The sequence below is a fragment of the Pseudooceanicola marinus genome, from assembly GCF_002786295.1.
GTDB classification, from domain to species: Bacteria; Pseudomonadota; Alphaproteobacteria; order Rhodobacterales; family Rhodobacteraceae; genus Pseudooceanicola; species Pseudooceanicola marinus.
The window spans coordinates 62,274-81,723 of record NZ_PGTC01000029.1 but is presented as its reverse complement, the minus strand read 5'-3'; the positions used below and the strand labels follow the sequence as shown (position 1 = coordinate 81,723).

The window sequence follows — 19,450 nt, the reverse complement described above, 5'->3', positions numbered from 1 at the left end:
TGATGCAGAGAAGTGCGAAATTTCTTAGTGTGGCTCGCTCGATGGCAAGGACTGCCGAAGCGGCGCATGACCCGGTCTAATTGTTCTCAGTAGCCCTCCGATCCAGCGATCAAAATCTCGATCCGTCTCTTGGTGTTGGGCTCTCCCGGCGCGATCAAAGATAAAGAATTGGCTGCTGCCGATGCCAATGGTTTGCAGGGCGTGGCGGAGATAGGGCGTGGCAAAATCGGGCTGCGCCTGGGGGCCGTCAAAGCGCCCGCCGGCGGCCATGATGCAAATCGCCGGGCGATCCGCGAGCGCCCCGATTTTGCCCTTCGCGGTGACGCGGAACGTTCGGTTCGGCCGGAGAACCAGATCCAGCCAGGCCTTCAGGCTGGACGGCACCGCGAAGTTGTACATCGGAAAGTCGATAACAAGCAGGTCAGAGACCTCCAGCTCGGCGATCAGGCTCTCGGACAGGGCGAGGGCTGCGCGATCGTCCGCAGTCCGGTTCAAGGCAGGGCGCAGGCTGGCCTCGACAAAAGCTTCGTCGGGGTGCGGCAGGAACGGTTGTGTCAGGTCGCGGCGGCAAAGCTTCAGCGCGGGATGCGCCGCGCAGATCCGTTCGCTGGCGCGTTGCCCCAATCGCCGACTGCGGGAGTTCGCCGTCCGCGAGCTGGCGCTGATGTGGAGAAGCGTGCTCATTCCACGCCGGTCAAGGGGATATTGAACCGCAAGGCGCTGGCAAGCATCCCTTGGCGGAAATAGAAACGATGGCCCAAGGCGTTCGACAACGGGGTGTCGAGACTCAGCCGGCCACAGCCCGCCGCCCGGCCGATCTCCTGCACATGGTCCAGCAGGCGCTGACCAAGACCGCGGCTGCGACGGCTCTGATCCGTCACCAGATCGTCGAGGTAGATATGCCGCCCGTGTATCAGGTTCTCCTGAATCCGGTATCCGGCCAGCGCCACGGGCTTGCCGCCTTCGTGGATCGCAAGCAGCCGGTAGCCTTCGGCGCTCTGGCTTTGCCAACGGGCCACGAATTCGGCGGCGCTTCCAAGATGCGGACGGAGCTGCCGCATGAGTTCGAAACAGGTGGCGACGGTGGCGGCATCCTCGACTGGAACGATCTTGTTCATCAGGCCGCCGCCGGGGTCCGGGTGGGAAAATGCAGCGCCCCGGCAATGCGGTTCCAGGCGTTGATATTGGCAATCGCGACGGTCAGGTTGACCTGTTCGGACGCGTCGAAGACCGCATCGAGCGCGGTACGGGTCTCGGCGGGCAAGGCGGCTGTCGGCGTCAGGGTGACATGTTCGGCCCAGGCGAGCGCGGCGCGGTCCCGGGCGCTGTAAGCGGCGCTGTCGTGCCAGGCCGGCAGCAGGTCGAGCTTTGCCTCATCGACGCCCGCGCGCCGCGCCACGCTCAGGTGCAGTTCGATGCAGAAGGCGCAGGCGTTGATCTGGGAAACGCGCAGTTTCACCAGTTCGGTCAGGGCCTTCTCAAGCCCGGAGGCATCGACCGCCTTGCTCATGGCAAGGAGCGCAGCCAGCGCTGCGGGGTGGTCCCGCTCGAAATCCGAATAGGTCATGTTCCGGTCGGTTTCCATCTTGGACAAGATCCTCGTTCATTTTATTGTCAGAGTGCTGACATTAATATCAGAGTTCTGACAATGGGCAAGACGACAAGACTCCTTCCGGGCGAGGGTACGGACAAGCGCGGACCGGATGGCTACTTGGGCTATCTTCTGCGCCAGGCGGCGAACGGCTATCGGCACCGAGTGGAAACCTCTCTGCGCGAGACCGGGCTGACGCAGCCGCAATTCGCCGCACTGACCATGTTGGACGCCTATCCCGAGCATTCCAGCGCCGATCTGGCGCGGATCGCGCTGCTGACCCCGCAGACGATGAGCACAATCCTGCGGAACCTCGAAAATGCGGCGCTCATCCGACGCCATCCGCACCAGGAGCATGGGCGCAAGCGGCGAATCGAGCTGACAGATGCAGGGCGACAGGTGCTTGTCCGGGCAAAAAGGCTGGTATACGCGCTCGAAACCGACCTGGCGGAGGGGTTCTCCGAGGAGGAGCAACGCACGGTCCGCCGTTGGCTGGTCGCGGCGGGAGGGCGAAGCCTTGAGGGAGGTGCCACCAAACCATGACCTTTGCATGCCGGACTGGCGACGTGGAGTTTGGAATGTGAGGGAACCTTGTGGGAAAGAAGCCGCTATTGTGCGGCGAATGTGCACCTTGTCCGGGGATGGATCGAGCCAGACTGAACACCAGACCTGCGAAGTTCAGATACGGGTTTAGCGGAATTGAGGTTCTAGCATGGTTTCCGGCCCCAGTTTCGGGGTCCAACCCCATCGTGATCGGGCAGTGCTGTTATCGTATACCCTGTCGATTGTCTTCGGGAGTGACCAGCCAAGCATGTCGAAACGTCGTGCCAGAACGGGGCAGCGGTTGCGGATGACTCTCGCGGCCTGGTGACCGAGCCCGCCACAGTCAGATCGCTGGAGCGGCGTTGAATAGCTTACGATGAGCGGCTCCGGATCCCGTTGCGTAAAGCGGGCGGCACGCAGATGCGCCATGGCGGCGTCACGGGGATCAATGCCGCGCGACAAACGATGGATCGCCATGATATCGCGCGGTTCCTCGAAACAGCGCCCGACCCGCAGTATCGATGCCGAGAGCGACACACCACACGCCGATCTGATGAGGTGCTCTGCCGCTATCTTTGTCTCGTGATAGATGCTGCGCGGCCGCGGTTGGGTCACATCATCGATCCAGCGTGCAGGCTCCCCCGCGCGCGCGCCGCCACCAAGCAGGGCCGTGGTGCTGGTGAACACAAGCGAGCGGACCCCAACCTGCCGCATGGCGCGCAGAACGGTTGCGGTCCCCTCGACGTTGATGTCACGGAACTCGGCGTCCGGCCTGACGCCAACATGGGGCGCGTGCAGCCCGGCGCAGTGGATCACGCAATCCGCACCGTCGAACAGCGAGGCAAGGCGATGCAGATCGCGGATGTCCGCAGTCACCACGTTCGGCGCCGGAACGCGATCGCAGGAGACGACTTGCGCACCAGCCCGTCGGGCGACCGTGGCGATTGTCTTACCCAGACGCCCGCTGGCACCGGTCACAACGATCCGTTGGGGTTGCCGGGTCAATTCAGACATGCGTTCAACTCTTCGCGCAGCCAGTCGAGGAATCGCTGCGCGGGCTTCGATCTGCTGTGCTGCGCGTTTTCGACGAACCAGTAGGCAGAGCCAGTACGAAATCGTCCCGGCAGGGCGTGCAGCCGCCCCATGCGAAGCGCATCGTGCGACAGGGTTTCCCAGGACAGGAAGATGCCCTGGCCGGCAATCGCCGCATCCAGGCAGAGCGATGCATCCGAATAGCATGGTCCGTCCGGTAGTTGCGCGGCGTCCATGTCGTTTGGTCGCAGCCAGTGATTCCAGTCAAAGCCCGACCCTGCGTCACGGATTATCGGAATGTTCAGCAGGTCCGCAGGGGTACGAATTCGGTTCGCAAACTCGGGGGCGAAAACAGGAAAGACACGAATGTCGGCCAGGTGTATCGCCCTCGTTTCGGCCCAATCGCCCCTGCCGACGCGAATGCAGGCGTCGATCCGGTTGTCGTCGAGATCCGCGAAATCCGTCGTGGCCTCAATCGAGATTTTCAGCTTGCTTTGAGCCTCGGTGAAGCGATGCAGGCGCCACACGAGCCATTTCGCGGCAAAAACGGGCGGCGCTGAGACAGCAACACCTTTGGGGCGTGGCGGCTCTACGAGCGCAACGGCGCGGGCAATGTCCCGGAAGCCCGTATGAAGTCGCTCCGCCAGCCTTCGCGCCGTTTCCGTCGGTGCGAGCCCTTGGGGAGTCCGCCGGAAAAGCTTGATCCCCAGATACGCCTCGACCTTGATCACCTGTTGGCTGACGGCACCCGGCGTGACGCAAAGCTCGTCTGCCGCTGCGTTGAGGTTGCCCAACCTCAAAACCGCTTCGACAGCGCGCAGGCCAACAAGAGGCAGGCGGCCACCATGAGAGCTATAGTTTTTCTTCACGAGCTTCGTTCAAACCTCGATTGCTGCGAGGCCTGGGTCACTGGATGCTATCGGCATGTTCAAACCGTTCGCCAGAATGCTGCGCCGCTGGCGCCGCGCTCGTGCCCTGCGCCGTATCCGCAATGCGCGCCTTGCGGCGGATGCCCTTCGCCGCCAATGGGACGAAGACCCTTTGTCGCATCCGGTCATCAGGAAGATGAGCCGTCGCGAACTCGCGGACCTGCCAATGACGCGAAACCGAGTTCCGCCCGGTTAGATGCGATCTGGTCACCAAGCTGGGCACAGAGCTGTTGCGGCGGGGCATTGCGCTACTCGCCAAGGGGCGATCGGTGAGCATAGAGATGTCCTCTGCCTCAAGGTTCTCTGCAGAGGGTAAGCCTCGGGGCGGCGGCCGAAAAACGAATAATTCGAAAGTGCAGGTTTCAGAAAACGGTATCAGTCAGTTCTTTTGGGATCGACCTGAGGAAACGTGGTCTGCGCAATAGAACTCCGAGGCGAGCATGCCGGCCCAGCGTTCCTGCATCGCGGAGCATTTCCTGATGGAGGCGGCGCTCCGGGCCCGGCGCCGGAGGCTAGGGGCGAGCCCGGTATGGGCGCGCCCGTGCTCATCTCCTTTCACGAGGACATAGTCTTTCATGTTTCCTCGGGCGGGGAACTCTTCCCGGTCGGCGAACTGCGGAACGAGGCCGCTTCCGGCGCGCTTGCAAACAGGGTTTCGGCCATGAAGTCGACGAAGACCCGCAGTTTCGGCGAGATATGCCGGCTCGACGGCCAGTAGACGCGGAACTCCGCATTTCCTTTCACGGCATCCTCCAGCACCGCAACAAGCCGCCCGTCTGCGCAATGGGCGCGCACCGCGAAATCGGGCAGACAGGCGATGCCCAGTCCGTGCTCGGCCATGTCGAGCAGCGGCTCGATGGCGCTGGAGATTGCCGTGCGGGGCAGGGCTCCCTCCGCCAGCCCCTCGATATGCCAGGGTTCCAGCCTGCCGGTGCTGGGGTAACGGTGATGCAGGCAGCGGTGCTGCGCAAGCTCTGCCGCGCACCGGGGCGTCCCGTGCCGTTCGAAATAGGCGGGCGACCCGACGACGCGAAAGCCGGAACTGCCGAGGCGCCGTGTCATCAGGCGTGAGTCCGTGGGTTCGCCCGAACGGATCACCGCGTCAAAACCTTCTTCGATCACATCGACCAGCCGGTCGCTGAAATCGAGATCCAGCTCGATCTCGGGCCAGGTCTCCATAAAGGCGGTCAGCGTCGGCATCATCAGCATCCCGACCAGCGGCAGGCTGACGCGCAACTGGCCGGCAGGGCGCGCGCGGGTTTGTGCCAGCTCCAGCTCCGCCGCCTCCAACTCGCTCAGAACGCGGCGGCACCGTTCGAGGAACATCTGCCCTTCCGCTGTCAGCGTGATCGCGCGTGTCGACCGATGAAACAGCCGCACACCCATGCGGTCCTCGAGCCGGGCAATGGCCTTGCCCACCGCCGAGGACGACACGCCGAGCTGCCGCCCGGTTACGGTGAAGCTGCGCGTTTCCGCCGCTTGAATGAAGACGTTGAGCGCGCCGAGGCTGTCCGTGGAGATCGACATGCAGGACATTTTAGTCCGAAAACATCGGAATTGAAGCCTATTTCTCCTCAATGGCAAAGCCCGCACAATCCCTCAGACATCTCAACCGACTGAGGACACAAGATGATCTGCACGACACCATCGGCTCTGGCAGCAGGATGCCCCCGGCCTGAAGGCCGCCCCGCCACACAGGCGCGGGAGACCGGCCATGAGTGATATACATATGCCTTCTACGGTTCACAGCGCCGGGGCACGGTTTCCCTGGGCGGCGCTGCTGGCGCTCTCCATGGCGGCTTTCATCACCATCCTGACCGAAGCCCTTCCCGCCGGTTTGCTGCCCGCAATCGGGCAGGGGCTGGGCGTGTCGGAGGCCGGGGCCGGGCAGTTGGTGACGGTCTACGCCATCGGCTCGCTGGTGGCCGCGATCCCGCTGACGACCCTGACGCAGGGCCTGCGCCGAAAGCCGCTGCTGATGACCGCGATCGTGGGCTTCCTGATTGCGAACACGGTCACGGCGCTGTCGACCAGCTACGCCCTGACACTGTCGGCCCGCTTCGTGGCAGGGGTCGCGGCGGGGTTGCTCTGGGCGCTGGCGGCGGGCTACGCCGCGCGCATGGCGTCCGATCATCTGAAGGGGCGGGCGATTGCCGTCGCCATGGCAGGCACGCCGCTCGCCCTGTCGCTCGGTGTCCCCGCCGGCACCTTCCTCGGGGCGATCCTCGGCTGGCGCGCCTGTTTTGGCCTGATGAGCCTCCTGACCGTCGGTCTGATCGTCTGGGTTCTGGCCAAGGTACCGGATTTTGCTGGTGAACCCGCAGGTCAGCGTCGAACCCTGCGCGGCGTGCTGACGCTTCCGGGCATCCGCCCGGTGCTTGGGGTGGTGCTCAGCTTCGTGCTGGCCCACAACATCCTATACACCTACATCGCGCCTTTCCTGGCGGGCGCGGGGATGGTCGAGCGCACGGATGCCGTGCTGCTGGTCTTCGGCCTCGCCTCGCTGGTCAGCATCTGGATCGTCGGGATGTTGATCGACACCCGCCTGAGAGTAATCACTCTCACCAGTATCGCGCTCTTCGCCTTGGCGGCGGCCATGTTTTGGATCTGGCGCGACACGCCGACGGCCATCTATGCGGCCAGCGCGATCTGGGGGCTGGCCTTCGGTGGATGCGCGACCCTGTTCCAGACCGCCAGCGCCAAGGCGGCCGGACCCGCGGCGGATCTGGCGCAGTCCATGCTCGTGACCATGTGGAGCACCGCGATTGCCGGCGGCGGTTTGGCGGGCGGGCTGCTTCTGGAGAGGTTCGGGCCGGAGAGCCTTGCGCCGGGCCTGTTGCTGCTGATCGCGCTGGCCGCAGCGATGACCTTTGCCGCCCGAGATCATGGGTTTCCGGCCGGTCCAAGGGAGGTCTAGGGTCAGGACCCATTGATTTGGTTGGGTGAGCGTGATTCACCGTTCGAAAATGAGCGGTGAACATGTCAGATATCTTCTGGTTGAGCGATGCGCAGATGGCGCGTCTGGAGCCTTACGTCCCCAAGTCGCACGGCAAGCCCCGGGTTGATGACCGGCGCGCTCTGAGCGGTATTATCTTTATCAATCGCAATGGCTTGCGGTGGCGATCTGGCCCGGCCATGCGGCAGGCGTGATCGGAGAAGGGGCGGTGCTGCGGCAGGATATTGTCGCGCGACCGCGGCGGGTGGTGTTGTTCACGTTGGCCTCGGCGGCAGGGGCCGCGCTGATGCTGGCGTCAGAAGATGCGCTGTTTCGAAGGCTGATCCCATGGCTCCTGCTTTTCGTGACTTTGCTCTTCGCGTCGGGGCCCGCACTGAACCGCTGGCTAGCGCGGCGCGAGGTGGTGGCCGGAGCCGGGGCGGCAACTATGTCAGAGGGGGACGTGGCGCTCTATGGAGGCTACTTCGGGGCCGGGCTGGGCGTGTAGCTTCTGGCGCTGCTGACGGTGACGTCGGGCTATGAGCTGCAACGGACAAACATCATAAAGAACGCCCTGGCCACCCTGACGACCACCATCGCCGTTCTCATCTTCTCCTTTGGCGGCGCCGTGTCGTGGGGGCCGGCTGCACTGATTTTCATCGGAGCTGCCATTGGCTGTGCTCTGGGCGGCAGGTTGGCACGACGCATGAACCCGCAATGTCTGCGAATTGGCGTGATTTGCCTCGGTCTCGTACTGACCCAGCACTACCTGTGATTTGAGGAAGGCACCCGGGTTTCGTTTCCGCCGAATTGGAGCGCCAAGCCTATCGTTGCCGCGCCGGACCGTGGGTTCGCTGCTGTTCCGGCGGAGACAAAGGCAGATTGCCCCGGCAGCGGAGATCCTTGCCGGGGCTGAGCCTATTCCGCGGAGACCCGGGCGGGGGCCTTCGCCGGAGCGATCCGCATGCCGAGCCGAAGCAGCAGGTCCGCGTCCTTCCACGCCGCCGGGTTGCCGGTTGTCAGAAGCTGGTCGCCCACGAAGATCGAGTTCGCCCCGGCAAGGAAGCACAGCGCCTGCACCTCGTCGCTCATCCCCGTGCGCCCGGCCGACAGGCGCACGACCGAGGCCGGCATCAGGACGCGGGCCAGCGCCACAAGCCGCACCAGCGCAAAGGGATCGACGGTTTGCGCACGCGCCTGTACCGGCACGCCCTCGACCTCGTTCCACAGGTTCACCGGCACGCTGTCGGGATGCGCGGGGAGGGTCGCCAGCGTTACCAGCATGGCGATGCGGTCTTCCTCGGCCTCGCCCATGCCGAGGATGCCGCCGCAGCAGACCTTGATGCCGCCCTTACGGACCTGTTCGACCGTATCGAGGCGGTCCTCCATCGTGCGGGTGCTGGCGATCTGGGCATAATACGCTGGCGAGGTGTCGATGTTGTGGTTGTAGAAATCGAGCCCTGCCGCCTTCAGCCGCGCGACTTGCTCGGGCGAGAGCATGCCCAGCGTCATGCAGGTTTCCAGCCCCAGATCGGCCACCCCGCGCACCATGTCGCACAGCTTGTCCATGTCGCGGTCCTTGGGGCTGCGCCAGGCGGCGCCCATGCAGAACCTTTGCGCCCCGGCGGCCTTGGCGCGCGTGGCGGCTGCCAGAACCTCCTCCGTTGTCATCAACTTGGTGGCCTTTACGCCCGTCTCGTGATGGGCGGATTGCGAGCAATAGCCGCAATCCTCCGGGCAGCCGCCGGTCTTGATGCTGAGCAGGTTCGCGGTCTCGATCGTGGTCGGGTCGAAATGGGCGCGGTGCAGCGTCTGGGCGCGGTGCAGCAGGTCGGGAAAGGGCAGGGCGTGAATCTCCCGTGCTTCTTGCATGGTCCAGTCGGTCCGGATCATTGTGTGCGCCCCTTCAGGCAGTTGATCGCCGTGTTCAGGCCGCTGGCCAGGGCGACCTTGAGCAGATCGCCGAGGATGAATGGTGTGAAGCCTGCGGCGATCAGGCCGGGAAGCGGAACGAAGGCGGTCAGCCAGAGCAGGCCGACGGCATAGACGATGGCAAGACCGGCGAGCATCGCAAGTGCCTGGCCGATCCACCCCCGATTGCGGGACAGCCAGCCGACGATCAATGTCGAGAGCAGATAGCCCGCGAGGTAGCCGCCCGTCGGCCCGACGAGATAGGCAAGCCCGATGCCGCGTTCCGGCGCATTGGAAAAGACCGGCAGGCCCAATGCACCAACGGCCAGATAGGTTGCCATCGCCGCGAAACCAAGCCTCGGTCCGAGCGCGGCGGCGAGAAGGAACACGGCCAGCGTGTGAAGCGTCATCGGGACCGGCCAGAACGGGATCTGAACCTTGGCGCCGATTGTTATCAGCAGGGCGCCACCAAGTACGACCGCGATGCCGCGCCAGAGCGATGCGGGGCGGGTCTGGGATGGGTCGAGAAATGCCATGTGTCTGTCCTCCGAAGATCGGTGTAGAATCTATCTATAATTAGGAGGGCTAGTTAGGGCGCAGGCAATCAAGATTATAGATAATTATCTGAGAATCTCGTAAGCCTCCCTTGAATCAGAATTTTTTGCAGCAGGTTTGCGTTTTCCAATCCAGCCGACGTGGCGTGCAAGCGTGGCGCAGGCAAGATCGGTCTGCCCTCTGCGTAGCGCGTCGAGGATGGCGCGGTGATCGTGATCGGTGCGCGCCTCCCAGTCGCGTCGCCACGCGGCGAAGAGAAAGCGCGCACTTGCCGCCTGAAGGTCGTCGATGGTTCGCAAGAGCCGTGGCATCCGGCAGGGGGCAAGGATCAATCGGTGAAAGTGGCGGTTCGCCGCCTCCCAGTCGCGCACCGTGCTGGCGCTGTCGCCGCGCCGCGTAACTTCCTCCGCTTCCTGAAGAATCCTGCGCGTCATGTTGGGCGCGGCATGGCGCAGCGCCAGGCTTTCGAGGCTGGAACGCATCTCGGCCACCTCGCGCAATTCGGCAATGTCGAACTCGGTAACACGAAAGCCGCGCCTTGGTTCGCTCTCCGCCAGGCCCTGGGTCTGTAATGCGCGGAAGGCCTCGCGCACCGGGACATGGCTGGCGCCGAACTCGGCGGCGATGTGGTCCTGCCGCAACCGCGCGCCGGGCGGCATCTCGCCCGAAATGATGCGATCGGCGAGGATGCGGGCAATGCGGGTGGATTGGGTCTCTTCGGGGGTATGCTTCATGAATTATAGATAATTTATGCCCCGCGGTATGTCGATACTCTTGGCAGGCCTGCCGCCACGGAGTCTGTCCGGCAGCGCCAAACAAACCCCGCCCCGGGGACAAGGGCCGGGTGTGGCCGGAGCGGGAAAAGGGGCGCTGAACGAAATCCCTTCCTCAGCCCAGCCGCTGCAGGAAGATCACGTTGTCGTCGGCCGTTTGGCTCTGCACCTCGGGCCGGGTGCTCTTGCGGGCGATGGCACAGACGCACAGCCGCCGCCACTGGCGCGGATCGAGGGCAAGCGAGGCCAGCGTTTCCTCGGCGCTGGGAAACACCATATCCTCTGCCGCCTCGGAGCCCGGCGGACGCTTGCCGTGTTCGGTGATCAGCAGTCGCCCGCCGGTGGCCACCGCACTCGCAGCCCGGGCCAGCACCCGGGCGCGCGGCCAATCCTGCGGCGATTGCAGAAAACTGGCGACCACGAGGTCGTGGGTGCCGTCCGGGAAGGTTTCGGCCAGATCGTGTTCTTCGAAGCGGAGGGTCCCAGCCAGTCCGGCGCGGGCGGATTCTTCAGAGGCGTAGGCGAGCGCCACGGCGGACACGTCCACCGCTGTCACCTGCCAGCCCTGCCGGGCGAGCCAGAGCGCGTCGTCGCCCCGGCCGCAGCCCAGTTCCAGCGCCGTCCCCGGCTGCAGCGGACCGGCGAACAGGGACAGAACGAGGCCGGGTTTGCCGGAGGTCCCGCCGGTCTTTTCGCGGCAGCGGTCGTTCCAGAAGTCTCGGGTGGTTTGTTGCATGGCGATGTTCCGTCAAGCCGTTACGGTCAGATCGGGGTCGAAGATCAGCGAGCGGTGCGCGGCGCTGCCCGCCATCACGCCCGAGGCCGAGGCGATCGTGGCGTTGGGCATGGGGCTGGCAAGGTCGCCGGCGGCGAAGACGCCGGGCTGGTTGGTGGCCTGAATCGGGTCGACGGCCACATAGGGGCCGGTCGGGCCGTCCGTCAGTGCACAGCCAAGATCACGTGCCAGATCGCAGGAGGGCGCGGTGTCGGGAGCCAGGAACAGCCCCGCCAGCGCAACCTCTCGTCCATCGTCCAGGCGCACCCCGTCGAGCGCCGGCGCGGTGCCGAGCAGGTCCGCGACAGGCGTTTCCTCGACCGTGACCCTCCGGTCGGCCAGGCCTTGCCGCTGATCTGCGGAGAGGGCGAGCCGGCCTTGCGTAAAGAGCGTGGTCGGCCCCCAATCCGGCAGCAGCATCGCCTGATGCAGCGCCGCTTCGCCGCGCGCCAGAACGCCGACTGGCCCGCCGTTCAGCTCATAGCCATGGCAATAGGGACAATGAAGCAAGGTGTTTCCCCAGCGTTCGCTCGCCCCGGGCAGGTCGGGCAGGCTGTCGCGGACACCGAAGGCCAGCACCAGCCGCCGCGCGGTGATGTCTCCGCCCTTTGCCAATGTCACCCGAAATCCGTCTCCGTCGCGCACCGCCGAAACCGCCGTGCCGTCTCGAAAGGACAGAGTGGGGTAGGCCGAGAGTTCGTGTCTGAGGGTCGTGCGGATCGCCTGCGGGGAGCGCCCATCCTGCCCGGGGAACCCGTGCGAGGCGGCAGCAAAGCGGTTTCGGGGGGCGCCGGTGTCGAGCACGCAGACGCGTCTGCGGGCGCGGGCGAGCTGCATTGCGGCGGCGAGCCCGGCAAAACTCCCGCCAATGACGATGACATCATGATCCATTGTGTTTCCTTTTAATGTATCACTAAAAGTTACGTGAGTCGACGCGCGCCTTCAAGACACGAAACTTTCGTTGTTACTTGAGTGCTGCTAATGAGGCTGGACAGACAAGGAAAGGAAACCCCATGGCGCGCGATCTTCGCATGTCCCGCATGTTGCACGTGTTGATCCACATGGACCGGCACGTCGGGCGTGCCACCTCGGAGCAGATCGCTCAGATGATCTCGACCAATGCCGTGGTGGTGCGCCGGATGATGGCAGGGCTGCGCGAGCGGGAAATCGTGACGTCGGAAAAGGGCCATGGCGGCGGTTGGCAACTGGCTTGCCCACTGGCCAGGATCAGCCTGCGCGATGTCTACGAGGCGGTCGGTCACCCGCCGCTATTCAACATCGGGCCACAGGCGGATCCCTCGTCGTGCCTCGTCGAACAGGCGGTCGACGCGCGGCTGGACGCAACGCTGGCAGAGGCCGAGGCGCGGCTGCTGGCGCAATTTTCCGCGATCACGGTGGAGGAGGTCGCGCAGGATTTCGAGCGGCGGTTTGCAGAGAGCGGGCACTCGGTGCCGTTCCAGTGGCATGGTGTGCCGGACGAATGATTTGGGGAGCTGTTTTTCCGAGGTCGACCGAAAGCCAAGGTCGCTTGGACATATAGCGCCAAGCCACCTCACCAGAAGCGTTCGCAGGTGATCGTCTCTTCTGGTTCAGGGGGGATTTCAAAACGCGGGCTTTTCAGGGAATCCAGTCAACGGGAGTATGTGACTTTCTGCGCGCTCGGTGTCTCGCCTACCAAGATTTGATTTCCTCATAGATGCGGGGATTGCCTTCTCCGGTCCACATGCTCCATTATCTTCGTGGGTAAAGCGAAACCGGTCGCGCGAAGGTTAAGCTTGGGTCGCCGTATCACGTGTTGTCGATCGCAAGCTGCGTTCCAAGCCAGTTGGCGTATTTGTCGCCTGTTTCCCGAATGTGCGTGTAGCGTTTCAGGCTGACCCAAGACCTGGGCCCACTGACGGCAGCGACATGGGGAATGCTCCAGCCCATCTCGAACAATCGCGAAATGCCTTCGTGGCGTAGATCGTGGAAGTGCAGATCCTCAATCCCGAGCAGCTTGCAAGCGCGGGTGAAGTTGGCCGTGATCGCGTCCGGAGAGTAGGGGAAGATTTCAGCCTTGCTCTTGCGCATGCTGTCGATAATCCGAATGGCCTCCTCGGGCAGATCGACCCGGGTATCGTTTCCAAGCTTCTCGCCGGGATGCTTCATGTCACGGACCAGGATGCGCTTGTGCTCCTTATGGGAATCATCCCAGGTGAGGCGGATGATCTCTGCCTGTCGGCGCGTCGAGAAAAGAGCGAACACGATCACCTTGTGCATGAGCATGGCCTGAGGTGTTCTTTGGCGCCGATTAATGAGATGGGCCAGCAACCGGTCGAGTTCATCGAGAGTGGGTCTGCGGTTCCGCTGGGCTGAGCGGGAGATAATCCCTGTACGGCGCGCGACGGTGATCGCGTCTCTCGTCTCTCATCTCCTGGTCATCTAGTGGGAAGTCCCACATTGGTCGTGCTATGGCGAATATGGAGGCGAGATGGCTCGCGTAGGTCCCGACGGTTTGCGGTTGTCCGGGCAGTGACTGAAGGAACTCGATGATATCCTTCGACTTCATGGTGGAACAGCGCAGAGCGGCGATCGGGTAGGTGGAGATGGTCCTGAGGACCTGCGCCCTGGTGCGACCGATGTCCTTCACAGTTTCCTCTGTGTGGCGCTCAATCGCTTTGGGCAACGGGGGGCAAATACGTTCCACTCCTCCAAGGCAGCAGGTTTTGCTCGCTCTTTCTCTCGCTTCTTTATCCAGGCGGTTGCGGCGGGGCGTCTGTCAAAGGTCTTCGTGTCATGATAGGAGGTTCCGTCTCGCATCACTCGCACGCGGGCAAGGTAGCTGCTGCTGCCATTCTTTCGCTTGCGTATACTGATCGAGCCCATGTTGACCTCCTGACTTGGTACATGGGAATCCTGTTTGGGAGGTTGTGCCAAGTCCAGCGTCGAAATCGGCGTGTTTGGTACATAACAGGCCGGAACGAGACGAAGGCGAGGCGCATATAAGTGGCTGAGAAAATTAAAAAACAAGATTTGCCAACGGCCGCACGCCTGTCCGTCGCACCCATGATGGACTGGACGGACCGTCATTGCCGCTATCTGCATCGGCTGCTCTCGGCGCGGACCCTGCTCTATACCGAAATGGTGACCGCCCCCGCGCTGGTGCGGGGCGGGGCGCTGCACCTGCTGGAGTCCAACCCGGAGGAACACCCGGTGGCCCTTCAACTCGGCGGGTCGGACCCCGTCGAGCTGGCGCAGGCGGCGAAGCTGGGGGCCGAGGCGGGTTATGACGAGATCAACCTGAATTGCGGCTGCCCGTCGGATCGGGTGCAGTCCGGCACCTTCGGCGCGGTGCTGATGCAGCACCCGGAGCTGGTGGCCGATTGCGTTGCCGCCATGGCCGAGGCCCAGCCCGCCGAGGTGACGGTGAAGTGCCGCATCGGCGTGGATGATCAGGACCCGGAGGCGGTTCTGCCCGACTTCCTGGAAAAAATCCGCGCCGCCGGCGTGCGCCGGGTGACGATCCATGCGCGCAAGGCCTGGCTGCAGGGCCTCAGCCCTAAGGAAAACCGGGACATCCCGCCGCTGGACTATGACCTGGTGCTGCGCATGCGCGCAGCCTTCCCCGATCTGCATGTCTCGATCAATGGCGGCATCGGCACGCTAGCGCAGGCCGAGGATCTGCTGGCGCAGGGGCTGGACGGGGTGATGATCGGCCGGGCGGCCTATCATGAGCCGGCCAATATCCTGTGCGAGGCCGACCGTCGTATCTATGGCGAGGATCATGCAGCCCTGACCCCAGAGGAAGCCGTGCGCGCCATGCTCCCCTACATCGAACGCCACGTGGCGGCGGGGGGCAAGCTGGCGCAGGTGACACGGCACATGCTGGGTCTTTTCCAGGGGCGCCCCGGGGCCCGGGCCTGGCGGCGGCACCTGTCGGAACATGGACACCGCGCGGGCGCGGGCCCGGAGGTGGTCGAGGCGGCGCTGGCCATGGTCGCGCCGGAAGGCGCGCACGCATAGGGCTTTTCGCAGGGCGCGCAGGCCTGACAGAGCGCAACTGCGCAGGGGGAGCGGGCGGCTCTCAGGACGTCGCGCGTCCCCTCAGTTTTCCGCGAAGAAGGCGATGGTGCGGGCGATCAGCGCGTCCAGCGCCTCGGTCCCCGTGAAGATGTTGAAACTGTGGTCCATCTCGTCGGTGTACTTCGCCTCCGGCCCGTCATGGGCCTCCAGCAGCCGGTCGGCAGAGCCCGGGCCGACTAGCGTATCCTGGCTGCCTTGTGCGACCAGTAGCGGGCCTGGGTAGGCCGCGATCTCGGCCAGCGGGTCGTAGCTTCGGACCCCCTCGAAGAAGGCCGGTTTCAGGGCCACCTCGGCCCCCCAGGGCAGGCCGGTGCTGATCGGCGTGTCGGGGTCATCTGCCGCCGCGGCGGCGTCGAACATCGCCTGTCCCAGCAGGCCGGTGTAGGTCGGCACGGGATCGGCCACCGCGTTCCACAGCGCGACGGCGCCAACCCCTTCGCTGCGCCCGGCGACGCCGGTGGCGACCAGGCCGCCCTGGCTCCAGCCCAGAAGGTAGATGGGCGCGAACCCTTCCTGCCGTAGCCAGGCCAGCGCGGTCTGGGCGTCCTCGACCTGACCCTCGAAGGTGGTGTCGGCATAGCTCATGGCGCCCACGCTGTCGCCTGAGCCGCGAAAATCGATGCGCAGGCTGGCAAGGCCCGCCTCGGCCATCAGACGGGCGCTGCGCGAGAAGACGCCCTCGTCGGTGCCGGGAATGGCCAGCTCGTCCCGGGTGCCGGTGAACCCATGCAGCAGCAGCACGGCGGGCAATGGGCCGTCCGCGGCCCTGTCGGGTGTCTCCAGCGTGGCGGTGATGTCCTGCACGGGGGCAGGCAGTGTCAGGGTGCGTTCCATGGCGAGACCGGGCTGGGCGAGCCCCAGCAGGGCAGCGCAGGACAGGGCGAGGGGGCGGATCATGACAGATCTCCGGTCGGGGGCAAGGGCCGGCAGGGCCGGGCCCTTTCACCCTAGGGATAGGGCGTCCCCGGGCAAGTCTGCCGGGCGCCGGCGGGGCCGACAAAGGCCCGCGATGCCCGTCGCGCAGGCGCAGCGGCCGGTTTCCGCGCAGCCGTGAAAAACACATGCGACAGGGCGCATTTTTGCCATTTTTGCCTCTATAGGCCCTCCCAACATGCTGCGGCTGCGACCCTTGGGCGCCGCAAGAGATAGCGGATAGGCGCTGTTCGGCGCGCGATTGTCGTAGATTGTAGGCGGTGGTGGCGACAATAAATTTGAAAAGGCAAAATCGTTTCCTTTGGCCGGATTATTCCGGCCCGGCCCTAGGCTGGCCATATTCCCCTGCTTCTATGTCTGCAGCAAAGGGATCAAACCATGTTGGAGCTCATTTCGGTTGTCGCGCTGGCCGCCATCGGTGTGGCCTTCACCTCCTACCAGGGGGACCGCGAAAGCACCTCCGTCGCGCGACGTTCGTCGGTGCAGGATACAGAAGATCAGGCAGAACCCGTGGGCATCTTCGGTCACGACGTGGGCCGACGCCTGCGCGACAGCATGCGGTTCTGGAACCGCAGCGAGGAGGATCAGCAGGCGCTGGACGAGGCCGAGGCCCTGGCCGCGCGCCTGTCGGCCAGCTTGGAGCAGGATGAGACTCCCGAGGATGTGGCGGAGGCCGCGCAGGACGAGGCGCCGGCGGACCCCGACCGGACCGGTGCGCGGATCGAGGATGTCGTGCATCAGCAGGGCTGGGATCATGATGTCACCGACGGTGAGGTCGACGCGGTGCTGGCGGCCGAGCCGGACCTGACGGAGGACGGCTACGAGGCGCCGCTGGAAGAGGCCTGGGCCTCCTCCCTCGGTACGCTGGTGGCGGAGATGAATACGGTCGAGGAAGACGGCGCGCTGGTTGCCAGCGCCCAGGATGACCTGTTGCCGGACGACCCGGCGCCGGAGACGACTGCCGAACCCGCGGTGCGGGCTCCGCTGAACGCGCCGCTGATCCGGGATTTCGATCCCGAGCGCGACCAGATCGTGCTGGAATATCGCCCCGAGGATGCGGGCAATGGTCGTGTGGGGATCATCAGTGATGATCGTCACCCGGGGGCCGCGCTGATCACCCTGGGTGGTAAGGTCGTGGCCATCGTCGAGGGCGGCGAAGGGCAGGTGACCGCGGCCCATGTGGAACTGGTCCAGGAAGACACGCAGGACACCGCTGCGGCCTGACCGGCGCCCTCCGAAATTGAAGCAGTTTAATCAGCGACCGTGCGGATCCCGTGCGGTCGTTCTCCTGTCGGAGGTCAGGTCTCGCCCTGATCCGTCTTGCCGGGGCGCGTGCCCCGGGCCAGACGTCCCTTCCGTCCGCCGCGACGCGATGACACCAGGGGACCGCGCGCCGGAAGCTGGGCCATGATCGCCAGGCGCTCTTCCTCCGTCAGGCGCGACCAGGCGGCGATCTCCTCCCCCGTGCGCAGGCAGCCGGTGCAGAGCCGGGCCTCGGGGTGCATCACGCAGATGTTCACGCAGGGCGACGACACCGCCTCGCGCCGCCAGACGTTGCGGCCCCGGGGATCGTCGGCGCCGCCCGCCATCAGCCGTTCGTTTTCAGGTGGCGCAGCCGGTCCAGCGCCCCTTGCAGGATGTAGGAGGCGGCGACGTGGTCGATCACCTCGGCCCGGCGGCGACGCGAGGTATCGGCCTCCAGCAGGGCGCGTTCAGCGGCAACGGTGGACAGGCGTTCGTCCCAGAAGCTGATTGGCAGATCGGTCAGCCGGGTCAGGTTGCGCGCGAAGGCGCGGGTCGACTGGCAACGCGGCCCCTCGGTGCCGTCCATGTTGCGCGGCAGGCCCAGGACCAGACCGCCGATGTTGCGCTTGGCGATGATCGCCAACAGCGCCTCGGCATCGACGCCGAACTTCTTGCGCCGGATCGTCTCAAGCGGCGTGGCCACCGACAGGAAGCTGTCGGAGACGGCGACGCCGATGGTCTTGTCGCCCAGGTCCAGCCCGGCCAGGGCCTGCATCTGCGGCAGGGCCTCGGCAAACTCCGCGATATCCTCGTAGATCATTCAGCTGCTCCTGCGCTGCGGGCTGCCATCGCCAGGATCTGCAACGCCTCGGGGTCGGCGGCGAAGACCTGCTGCGCCTCCGCGTAGATCTCGGTGGCCTGGGCGGTTTCGCCCAGCACACCGAGGGAGGAAATCAGCCGTGCCCATTCCTGGGCCGAGCCGCCCTCGTTGGCCAGCCGCTCGCTGAGGCGCCCGACCATGCCGCGCACCATCTCCTGCCGGCCTTCGTCGGACAGGTCGGCGGCGTTGTCGATGTCTTCCTGCGAGGGACCGGCCAGCGGCGCCAGCGGCGCGGCTGCGGGGGGCAGGCGATAGTCGTCCTCGCCGGCCAGGCTGGCGACGCGGGGCATCTGGGCGCGGATCAGCGGCACCCAGGGGGCGTCGGCGGGCGAGCTGTTCAGCAGACGGTCCCAGAGGCGGAAGGCGATGTCGGGCCGCCCCGTCCGGGACATCATCAGGCCGGAATAATAGCTGGCTGTGCCGTTGCGCGGATCCAGCCGCAGCGCCTGCTGCAGGGCGGTGCCGGCCTCGGCGGAGATCTGGCCGCCGGCGGCGAGGATCAGCATGTCGGCGTAATCCGCATAGTCCTGGCCGCTGGCCGAGGGGCCCGACAGGCGCAACAGCTCCGCCTGGGCACGGGCGGCGGCGGCGAAGTTGCCCAGGGCCGCCTCGTTGCGCGCCAGAAGGCGCTGGCCGCGCGGGTCGTCGGGGCGCTCGGCCACGGCACTGCGCAGCTCTTCCATCAGTTGCACGAACTCCTCGGAGGGTTGCGCGGGCTCCATGTCTAGGGGGGGGGCATTCGCCTCCAACTCCGCCTGGGCGGGCAGGTCACGCAGCATCTCCTGGGCGTCGGCGATGCGGCCCGCGCGCGGCATGTCGCCATAGCCCGGGACGCCGAGGTCGTAATAGAGCCAGAGCGACCCAAGGATTACCGCCAGCGCCAGGCCGGCGGCGGCCAGGCGCGGCCCCTGGCTTCTGGTCCCGGCGCTGCCGGAGGCGCGCGCGGCCGCATCGGCGGCCAGCAGGCGGCGCGACACCTCGGTCCGGACCCGGTCGGCCTCTTCGGCGGGCAGGGCGCCGCGGGCCAGATCACGCTCCACCTCGGCCAGCTGGTCGCGGTAGATGCCCACGTCATAGGCCTCCGCCGGTTCTCCCTCGGGGCCGCCCGTGAACATCCGGCGCGCCAGAAGCGCGGCGACGGCGAGGGAGATCAGGGTGGCAATGGTCCAGAAAAGCATCGGTTTCACCTGTGATGCGGCGCGTGTCGCCCCGGTCTATCGTGGCCGGCTGCGGCACAAAAGGCCCTTTCCGACCCGTTGTGCGCCCATGTCGCAAGCGTGGCGTAT

23 protein-coding genes and 1 pseudogene are annotated in these 19,450 nt (G+C 65.4%); 8 read left to right on the top strand and 16 right to left on the bottom strand.

Annotated elements, in window-relative coordinates; translation table 11 throughout:
- Positions 1 to 24: 24 nt before the first annotated feature.
- The 3 genes from CVM50_RS19725 to CVM50_RS19715 are packed head-to-tail and all read right to left on the bottom strand — an operon-like array spanning position 25 to position 1,585.
- Positions 25 to 684 (bottom strand): FMN-dependent NADH-azoreductase, encoded by a 660-nt coding sequence (locus CVM50_RS19725; RefSeq protein WP_085887111.1) that lies wholly within the window; start codon positions 682 to 684, stop codon positions 25 to 27.
- Complete coding sequence (locus CVM50_RS19720; protein WP_085887110.1) at positions 681 to 1,118, bottom strand: GNAT family N-acetyltransferase; 438 nt, start codon at positions 1,116 to 1,118, stop codon at positions 681 to 683. The genes CVM50_RS19725 and CVM50_RS19720 overlap by 4 nt, the downstream gene beginning before the upstream one ends.
- A complete protein-coding gene (locus CVM50_RS19715) occupies positions 1,118 to 1,585 on the bottom strand; it encodes a carboxymuconolactone decarboxylase family protein (protein ID WP_085887287.1) in 468 nt (155 codons plus the stop codon). Before CVM50_RS19715 ends, CVM50_RS19720 begins: the two co-directional genes overlap by 1 nt.
- A gap of 63 nt (positions 1,586 to 1,648) precedes the next feature.
- On the opposite strand from CVM50_RS19715, the gene CVM50_RS19710 reads away from it, so the two are divergent.
- The gene (locus CVM50_RS19710; protein WP_232618317.1) at positions 1,649 to 2,134 is read left to right on the top strand and encodes a MarR family winged helix-turn-helix transcriptional regulator; all 486 of its coding nucleotides are present in this window, start codon (positions 1,649 to 1,651) and stop codon (positions 2,132 to 2,134) included.
- A gap of 147 nt (positions 2,135 to 2,281) precedes the next feature.
- Here CVM50_RS19710 and CVM50_RS19705 read toward each other — a convergent pair whose 3' ends face one another.
- The 3 genes from CVM50_RS19705 to CVM50_RS19690 form a co-directional block, all read right to left on the bottom strand.
- A complete protein-coding gene (locus CVM50_RS19705) occupies positions 2,282 to 3,148 on the bottom strand; it encodes an NAD-dependent epimerase/dehydratase family protein (RefSeq protein ID WP_085887108.1) in 867 nt (288 codons plus the stop codon).
- Positions 3,136 to 4,035, bottom strand: coding sequence for a LysR substrate-binding domain-containing protein (locus CVM50_RS19700; RefSeq protein ID WP_198431950.1), 900 nt, complete (start codon positions 4,033 to 4,035; stop codon positions 3,136 to 3,138). The genes CVM50_RS19705 and CVM50_RS19700 overlap by 13 nt, the downstream gene beginning before the upstream one ends.
- Positions 4,036 to 4,668: 633 nt before the next feature.
- On the bottom strand, positions 4,669 to 5,622 hold the full coding sequence (locus CVM50_RS19690; RefSeq protein WP_232618316.1) for a LysR family transcriptional regulator: 954 nt from the start codon (positions 5,620 to 5,622) through the stop codon (positions 4,669 to 4,671).
- Between the two features lie 187 nt (positions 5,623 to 5,809).
- On the opposite strand from CVM50_RS19690, the gene CVM50_RS19685 reads away from it, so the two are divergent.
- From CVM50_RS19685 to CVM50_RS22075, 4 genes and pseudogenes are all read left to right on the top strand, one after another.
- Positions 5,810 to 7,012 (top strand): MFS transporter, encoded by a 1,203-nt coding sequence (locus CVM50_RS19685; protein WP_232618315.1) that lies wholly within the window; start codon positions 5,810 to 5,812, stop codon positions 7,010 to 7,012.
- A 62-nt stretch (positions 7,013 to 7,074) separates the two neighbouring features.
- Positions 7,075 to 7,227 (top strand): annotated as a pseudogene (locus CVM50_RS19680) (transposase); the annotation flags it as partial.
- Between the two features lie 110 nt (positions 7,228 to 7,337).
- Entirely contained in the window at positions 7,338 to 7,538 is a 201-nt protein-coding gene (locus tag CVM50_RS22080; RefSeq protein WP_232618314.1) for a hypothetical protein, read from the top strand.
- Between the two features lie 18 nt (positions 7,539 to 7,556).
- Positions 7,557 to 7,805 (top strand): sulfite exporter TauE/SafE family protein, encoded by a 249-nt coding sequence (locus CVM50_RS22075; RefSeq protein ID WP_232618313.1) that lies wholly within the window; start codon positions 7,557 to 7,559, stop codon positions 7,803 to 7,805.
- 143 nt (positions 7,806 to 7,948) lie between these two features.
- On the opposite strand, the gene bioB is transcribed toward CVM50_RS22075, so the two are convergent.
- The 5 genes from bioB to CVM50_RS19650 all read right to left on the bottom strand — a co-directional run bounded on the left by bioB (position 7,949) and on the right by CVM50_RS19650 (position 11,935).
- Complete coding sequence (gene bioB / locus CVM50_RS19670) at positions 7,949 to 8,923, bottom strand: biotin synthase BioB (RefSeq protein WP_085887104.1); 975 nt, start codon at positions 8,921 to 8,923, stop codon at positions 7,949 to 7,951.
- Complete coding sequence (locus tag CVM50_RS19665) at positions 8,920 to 9,477, bottom strand: biotin transporter BioY (RefSeq protein WP_085887103.1); 558 nt, start codon at positions 9,475 to 9,477, stop codon at positions 8,920 to 8,922. The genes bioB and CVM50_RS19665 overlap by 4 nt, the downstream gene beginning before the upstream one ends.
- Positions 9,478 to 9,561: 84 nt before the next feature.
- Positions 9,562 to 10,230, bottom strand: a complete 669-nt coding sequence (locus CVM50_RS19660) for a GntR family transcriptional regulator (protein WP_085887102.1) — start codon at positions 10,228 to 10,230, stop codon at positions 9,562 to 9,564.
- A gap of 154 nt (positions 10,231 to 10,384) precedes the next feature.
- Positions 10,385 to 11,005, bottom strand: a complete 621-nt coding sequence (locus CVM50_RS19655; RefSeq protein WP_085887101.1) for an SAM-dependent methyltransferase — start codon at positions 11,003 to 11,005, stop codon at positions 10,385 to 10,387.
- Between the two features lie 12 nt (positions 11,006 to 11,017).
- Positions 11,018 to 11,935, bottom strand: a complete 918-nt coding sequence (locus CVM50_RS19650) for an NAD(P)/FAD-dependent oxidoreductase (RefSeq protein ID WP_085887100.1) — start codon at positions 11,933 to 11,935, stop codon at positions 11,018 to 11,020.
- 122 nt (positions 11,936 to 12,057) lie between these two features.
- On the opposite strand from CVM50_RS19650, the gene CVM50_RS19645 reads away from it, so the two are divergent.
- Entirely contained in the window at positions 12,058 to 12,528 is a 471-nt protein-coding gene (locus CVM50_RS19645) for an RrF2 family transcriptional regulator (protein ID WP_085887099.1), read from the top strand.
- A 304-nt stretch (positions 12,529 to 12,832) separates the two neighbouring features.
- Here the strand turns inward: CVM50_RS19645 and CVM50_RS22070 are convergent, their stop codons facing one another.
- Positions 12,833 to 13,354 carry a site-specific integrase gene (locus CVM50_RS22070; RefSeq protein ID WP_232618312.1) on the bottom strand — a complete coding sequence of 174 codons (522 nt, stop codon included), beginning with the start codon at positions 13,352 to 13,354 and terminating at the stop codon, positions 12,833 to 12,835.
- A 675-nt stretch (positions 13,355 to 14,029) separates the two neighbouring features.
- On the opposite strand from CVM50_RS22070, the gene dusA reads away from it, so the two are divergent.
- Positions 14,030 to 15,046 carry a tRNA dihydrouridine(20/20a) synthase DusA gene (gene dusA, locus CVM50_RS19635; protein ID WP_085887098.1) on the top strand — a complete coding sequence of 339 codons (1,017 nt, stop codon included), beginning with the start codon at positions 14,030 to 14,032 and terminating at the stop codon, positions 15,044 to 15,046.
- A gap of 81 nt (positions 15,047 to 15,127) precedes the next feature.
- On the opposite strand, the gene CVM50_RS19630 is transcribed toward dusA, so the two are convergent.
- Complete coding sequence (locus tag CVM50_RS19630) at positions 15,128 to 16,003, bottom strand: alpha/beta hydrolase family protein (protein WP_085887097.1); 876 nt, start codon at positions 16,001 to 16,003, stop codon at positions 15,128 to 15,130.
- A gap of 414 nt (positions 16,004 to 16,417) precedes the next feature.
- Between CVM50_RS19630 and CVM50_RS19625 the strand changes: the two genes are divergently transcribed.
- A complete protein-coding gene (locus CVM50_RS19625) occupies positions 16,418 to 17,263 on the top strand; it encodes a hypothetical protein (protein ID WP_085887096.1) in 846 nt (281 codons plus the stop codon).
- Positions 17,264 to 17,337: 74 nt separating this feature from the next.
- On the opposite strand, the gene CVM50_RS19620 is transcribed toward CVM50_RS19625, so the two are convergent.
- The 3 genes from CVM50_RS19620 to ccmI are packed head-to-tail and all read right to left on the bottom strand — an operon-like array spanning position 17,338 to position 19,342.
- Positions 17,338 to 17,628 (bottom strand): DUF1289 domain-containing protein, encoded by a 291-nt coding sequence (locus CVM50_RS19620; protein ID WP_085887095.1) that lies wholly within the window; start codon positions 17,626 to 17,628, stop codon positions 17,338 to 17,340.
- Complete coding sequence (gene ruvX / locus CVM50_RS19615) at positions 17,628 to 18,104, bottom strand: Holliday junction resolvase RuvX (RefSeq protein WP_085887094.1); 477 nt, start codon at positions 18,102 to 18,104, stop codon at positions 17,628 to 17,630. The genes CVM50_RS19620 and ruvX overlap by 1 nt, the downstream gene beginning before the upstream one ends.
- Positions 18,101 to 19,342, bottom strand: coding sequence for a c-type cytochrome biogenesis protein CcmI (gene ccmI, locus CVM50_RS19610; protein WP_085887093.1), 1,242 nt, complete (start codon positions 19,340 to 19,342; stop codon positions 18,101 to 18,103). Before ccmI ends, ruvX begins: the two co-directional genes overlap by 4 nt.
- Between the last annotated feature and the right edge of the window lie 108 nt (positions 19,343 to 19,450).

What these genes read in the sequence shown, in the direction of transcription:
- CVM50_RS19725 (WP_085887111.1), bottom strand. Translation starts at nt 684, where the DNA reads ATGAGCACGCTTCTCCACATCAGCGCCAGCTCGCGGACGGCGAACTCC.
- CVM50_RS19720 (WP_085887110.1), bottom strand. Translation starts at nt 1,118, where the DNA reads ATGAACAAGATCGTTCCAGTCGAGGATGCCGCCACCGTCGCCACCTGT.
- CVM50_RS19715 (WP_085887287.1), bottom strand. Translation starts at nt 1,585, where the DNA reads ATGGAAACCGACCGGAACATGACCTATTCGGATTTCGAGCGGGACCAC.
- CVM50_RS19710 (WP_232618317.1), top strand. Translation starts at nt 1,649, where the DNA reads ATGGGCAAGACGACAAGACTCCTTCCGGGCGAGGGTACGGACAAGCGC.
- CVM50_RS19705 (WP_085887108.1), bottom strand. Translation starts at nt 3,148, where the DNA reads ATGTCTGAATTGACCCGGCAACCCCAACGGATCGTTGTGACCGGTGCC.
- CVM50_RS19690 (WP_232618316.1), bottom strand. Translation starts at nt 5,622, where the DNA reads ATGTCGATCTCCACGGACAGCCTCGGCGCGCTCAACGTCTTCATTCAA.
- CVM50_RS19685 (WP_232618315.1), top strand. Translation starts at nt 5,810, where the DNA reads ATGAGTGATATACATATGCCTTCTACGGTTCACAGCGCCGGGGCACGG.
- CVM50_RS22080 (WP_232618314.1), top strand. Translation starts at nt 7,338, where the DNA reads ATGCTGGCGTCAGAAGATGCGCTGTTTCGAAGGCTGATCCCATGGCTC.
- bioB (WP_085887104.1), bottom strand. Translation starts at nt 8,923, where the DNA reads ATGATCCGGACCGACTGGACCATGCAAGAAGCACGGGAGATTCACGCC.
- CVM50_RS19665 (WP_085887103.1), bottom strand. Translation starts at nt 9,477, where the DNA reads ATGGCATTTCTCGACCCATCCCAGACCCGCCCCGCATCGCTCTGGCGC.
- CVM50_RS19660 (WP_085887102.1), bottom strand. Translation starts at nt 10,230, where the DNA reads ATGAAGCATACCCCCGAAGAGACCCAATCCACCCGCATTGCCCGCATC.
- CVM50_RS19655 (WP_085887101.1), bottom strand. Translation starts at nt 11,005, where the DNA reads ATGCAACAAACCACCCGAGACTTCTGGAACGACCGCTGCCGCGAAAAG.
- CVM50_RS19650 (WP_085887100.1), bottom strand. Translation starts at nt 11,935, where the DNA reads ATGGATCATGATGTCATCGTCATTGGCGGGAGTTTTGCCGGGCTCGCC.
- CVM50_RS19645 (WP_085887099.1), top strand. Translation starts at nt 12,058, where the DNA reads ATGGCGCGCGATCTTCGCATGTCCCGCATGTTGCACGTGTTGATCCAC.
- CVM50_RS19630 (WP_085887097.1), bottom strand. Translation starts at nt 16,003, where the DNA reads ATGATCCGCCCCCTCGCCCTGTCCTGCGCTGCCCTGCTGGGGCTCGCC.
- CVM50_RS19625 (WP_085887096.1), top strand. Translation starts at nt 16,418, where the DNA reads ATGTTGGAGCTCATTTCGGTTGTCGCGCTGGCCGCCATCGGTGTGGCC.
- CVM50_RS19620 (WP_085887095.1), bottom strand. Translation starts at nt 17,628, where the DNA reads ATGGCGGGCGGCGCCGACGATCCCCGGGGCCGCAACGTCTGGCGGCGC.
- ruvX (WP_085887094.1), bottom strand. Translation starts at nt 18,104, where the DNA reads ATGATCTACGAGGATATCGCGGAGTTTGCCGAGGCCCTGCCGCAGATG.
- ccmI (WP_085887093.1), bottom strand. Translation starts at nt 19,342, where the DNA reads ATGCTTTTCTGGACCATTGCCACCCTGATCTCCCTCGCCGTCGCCGCG.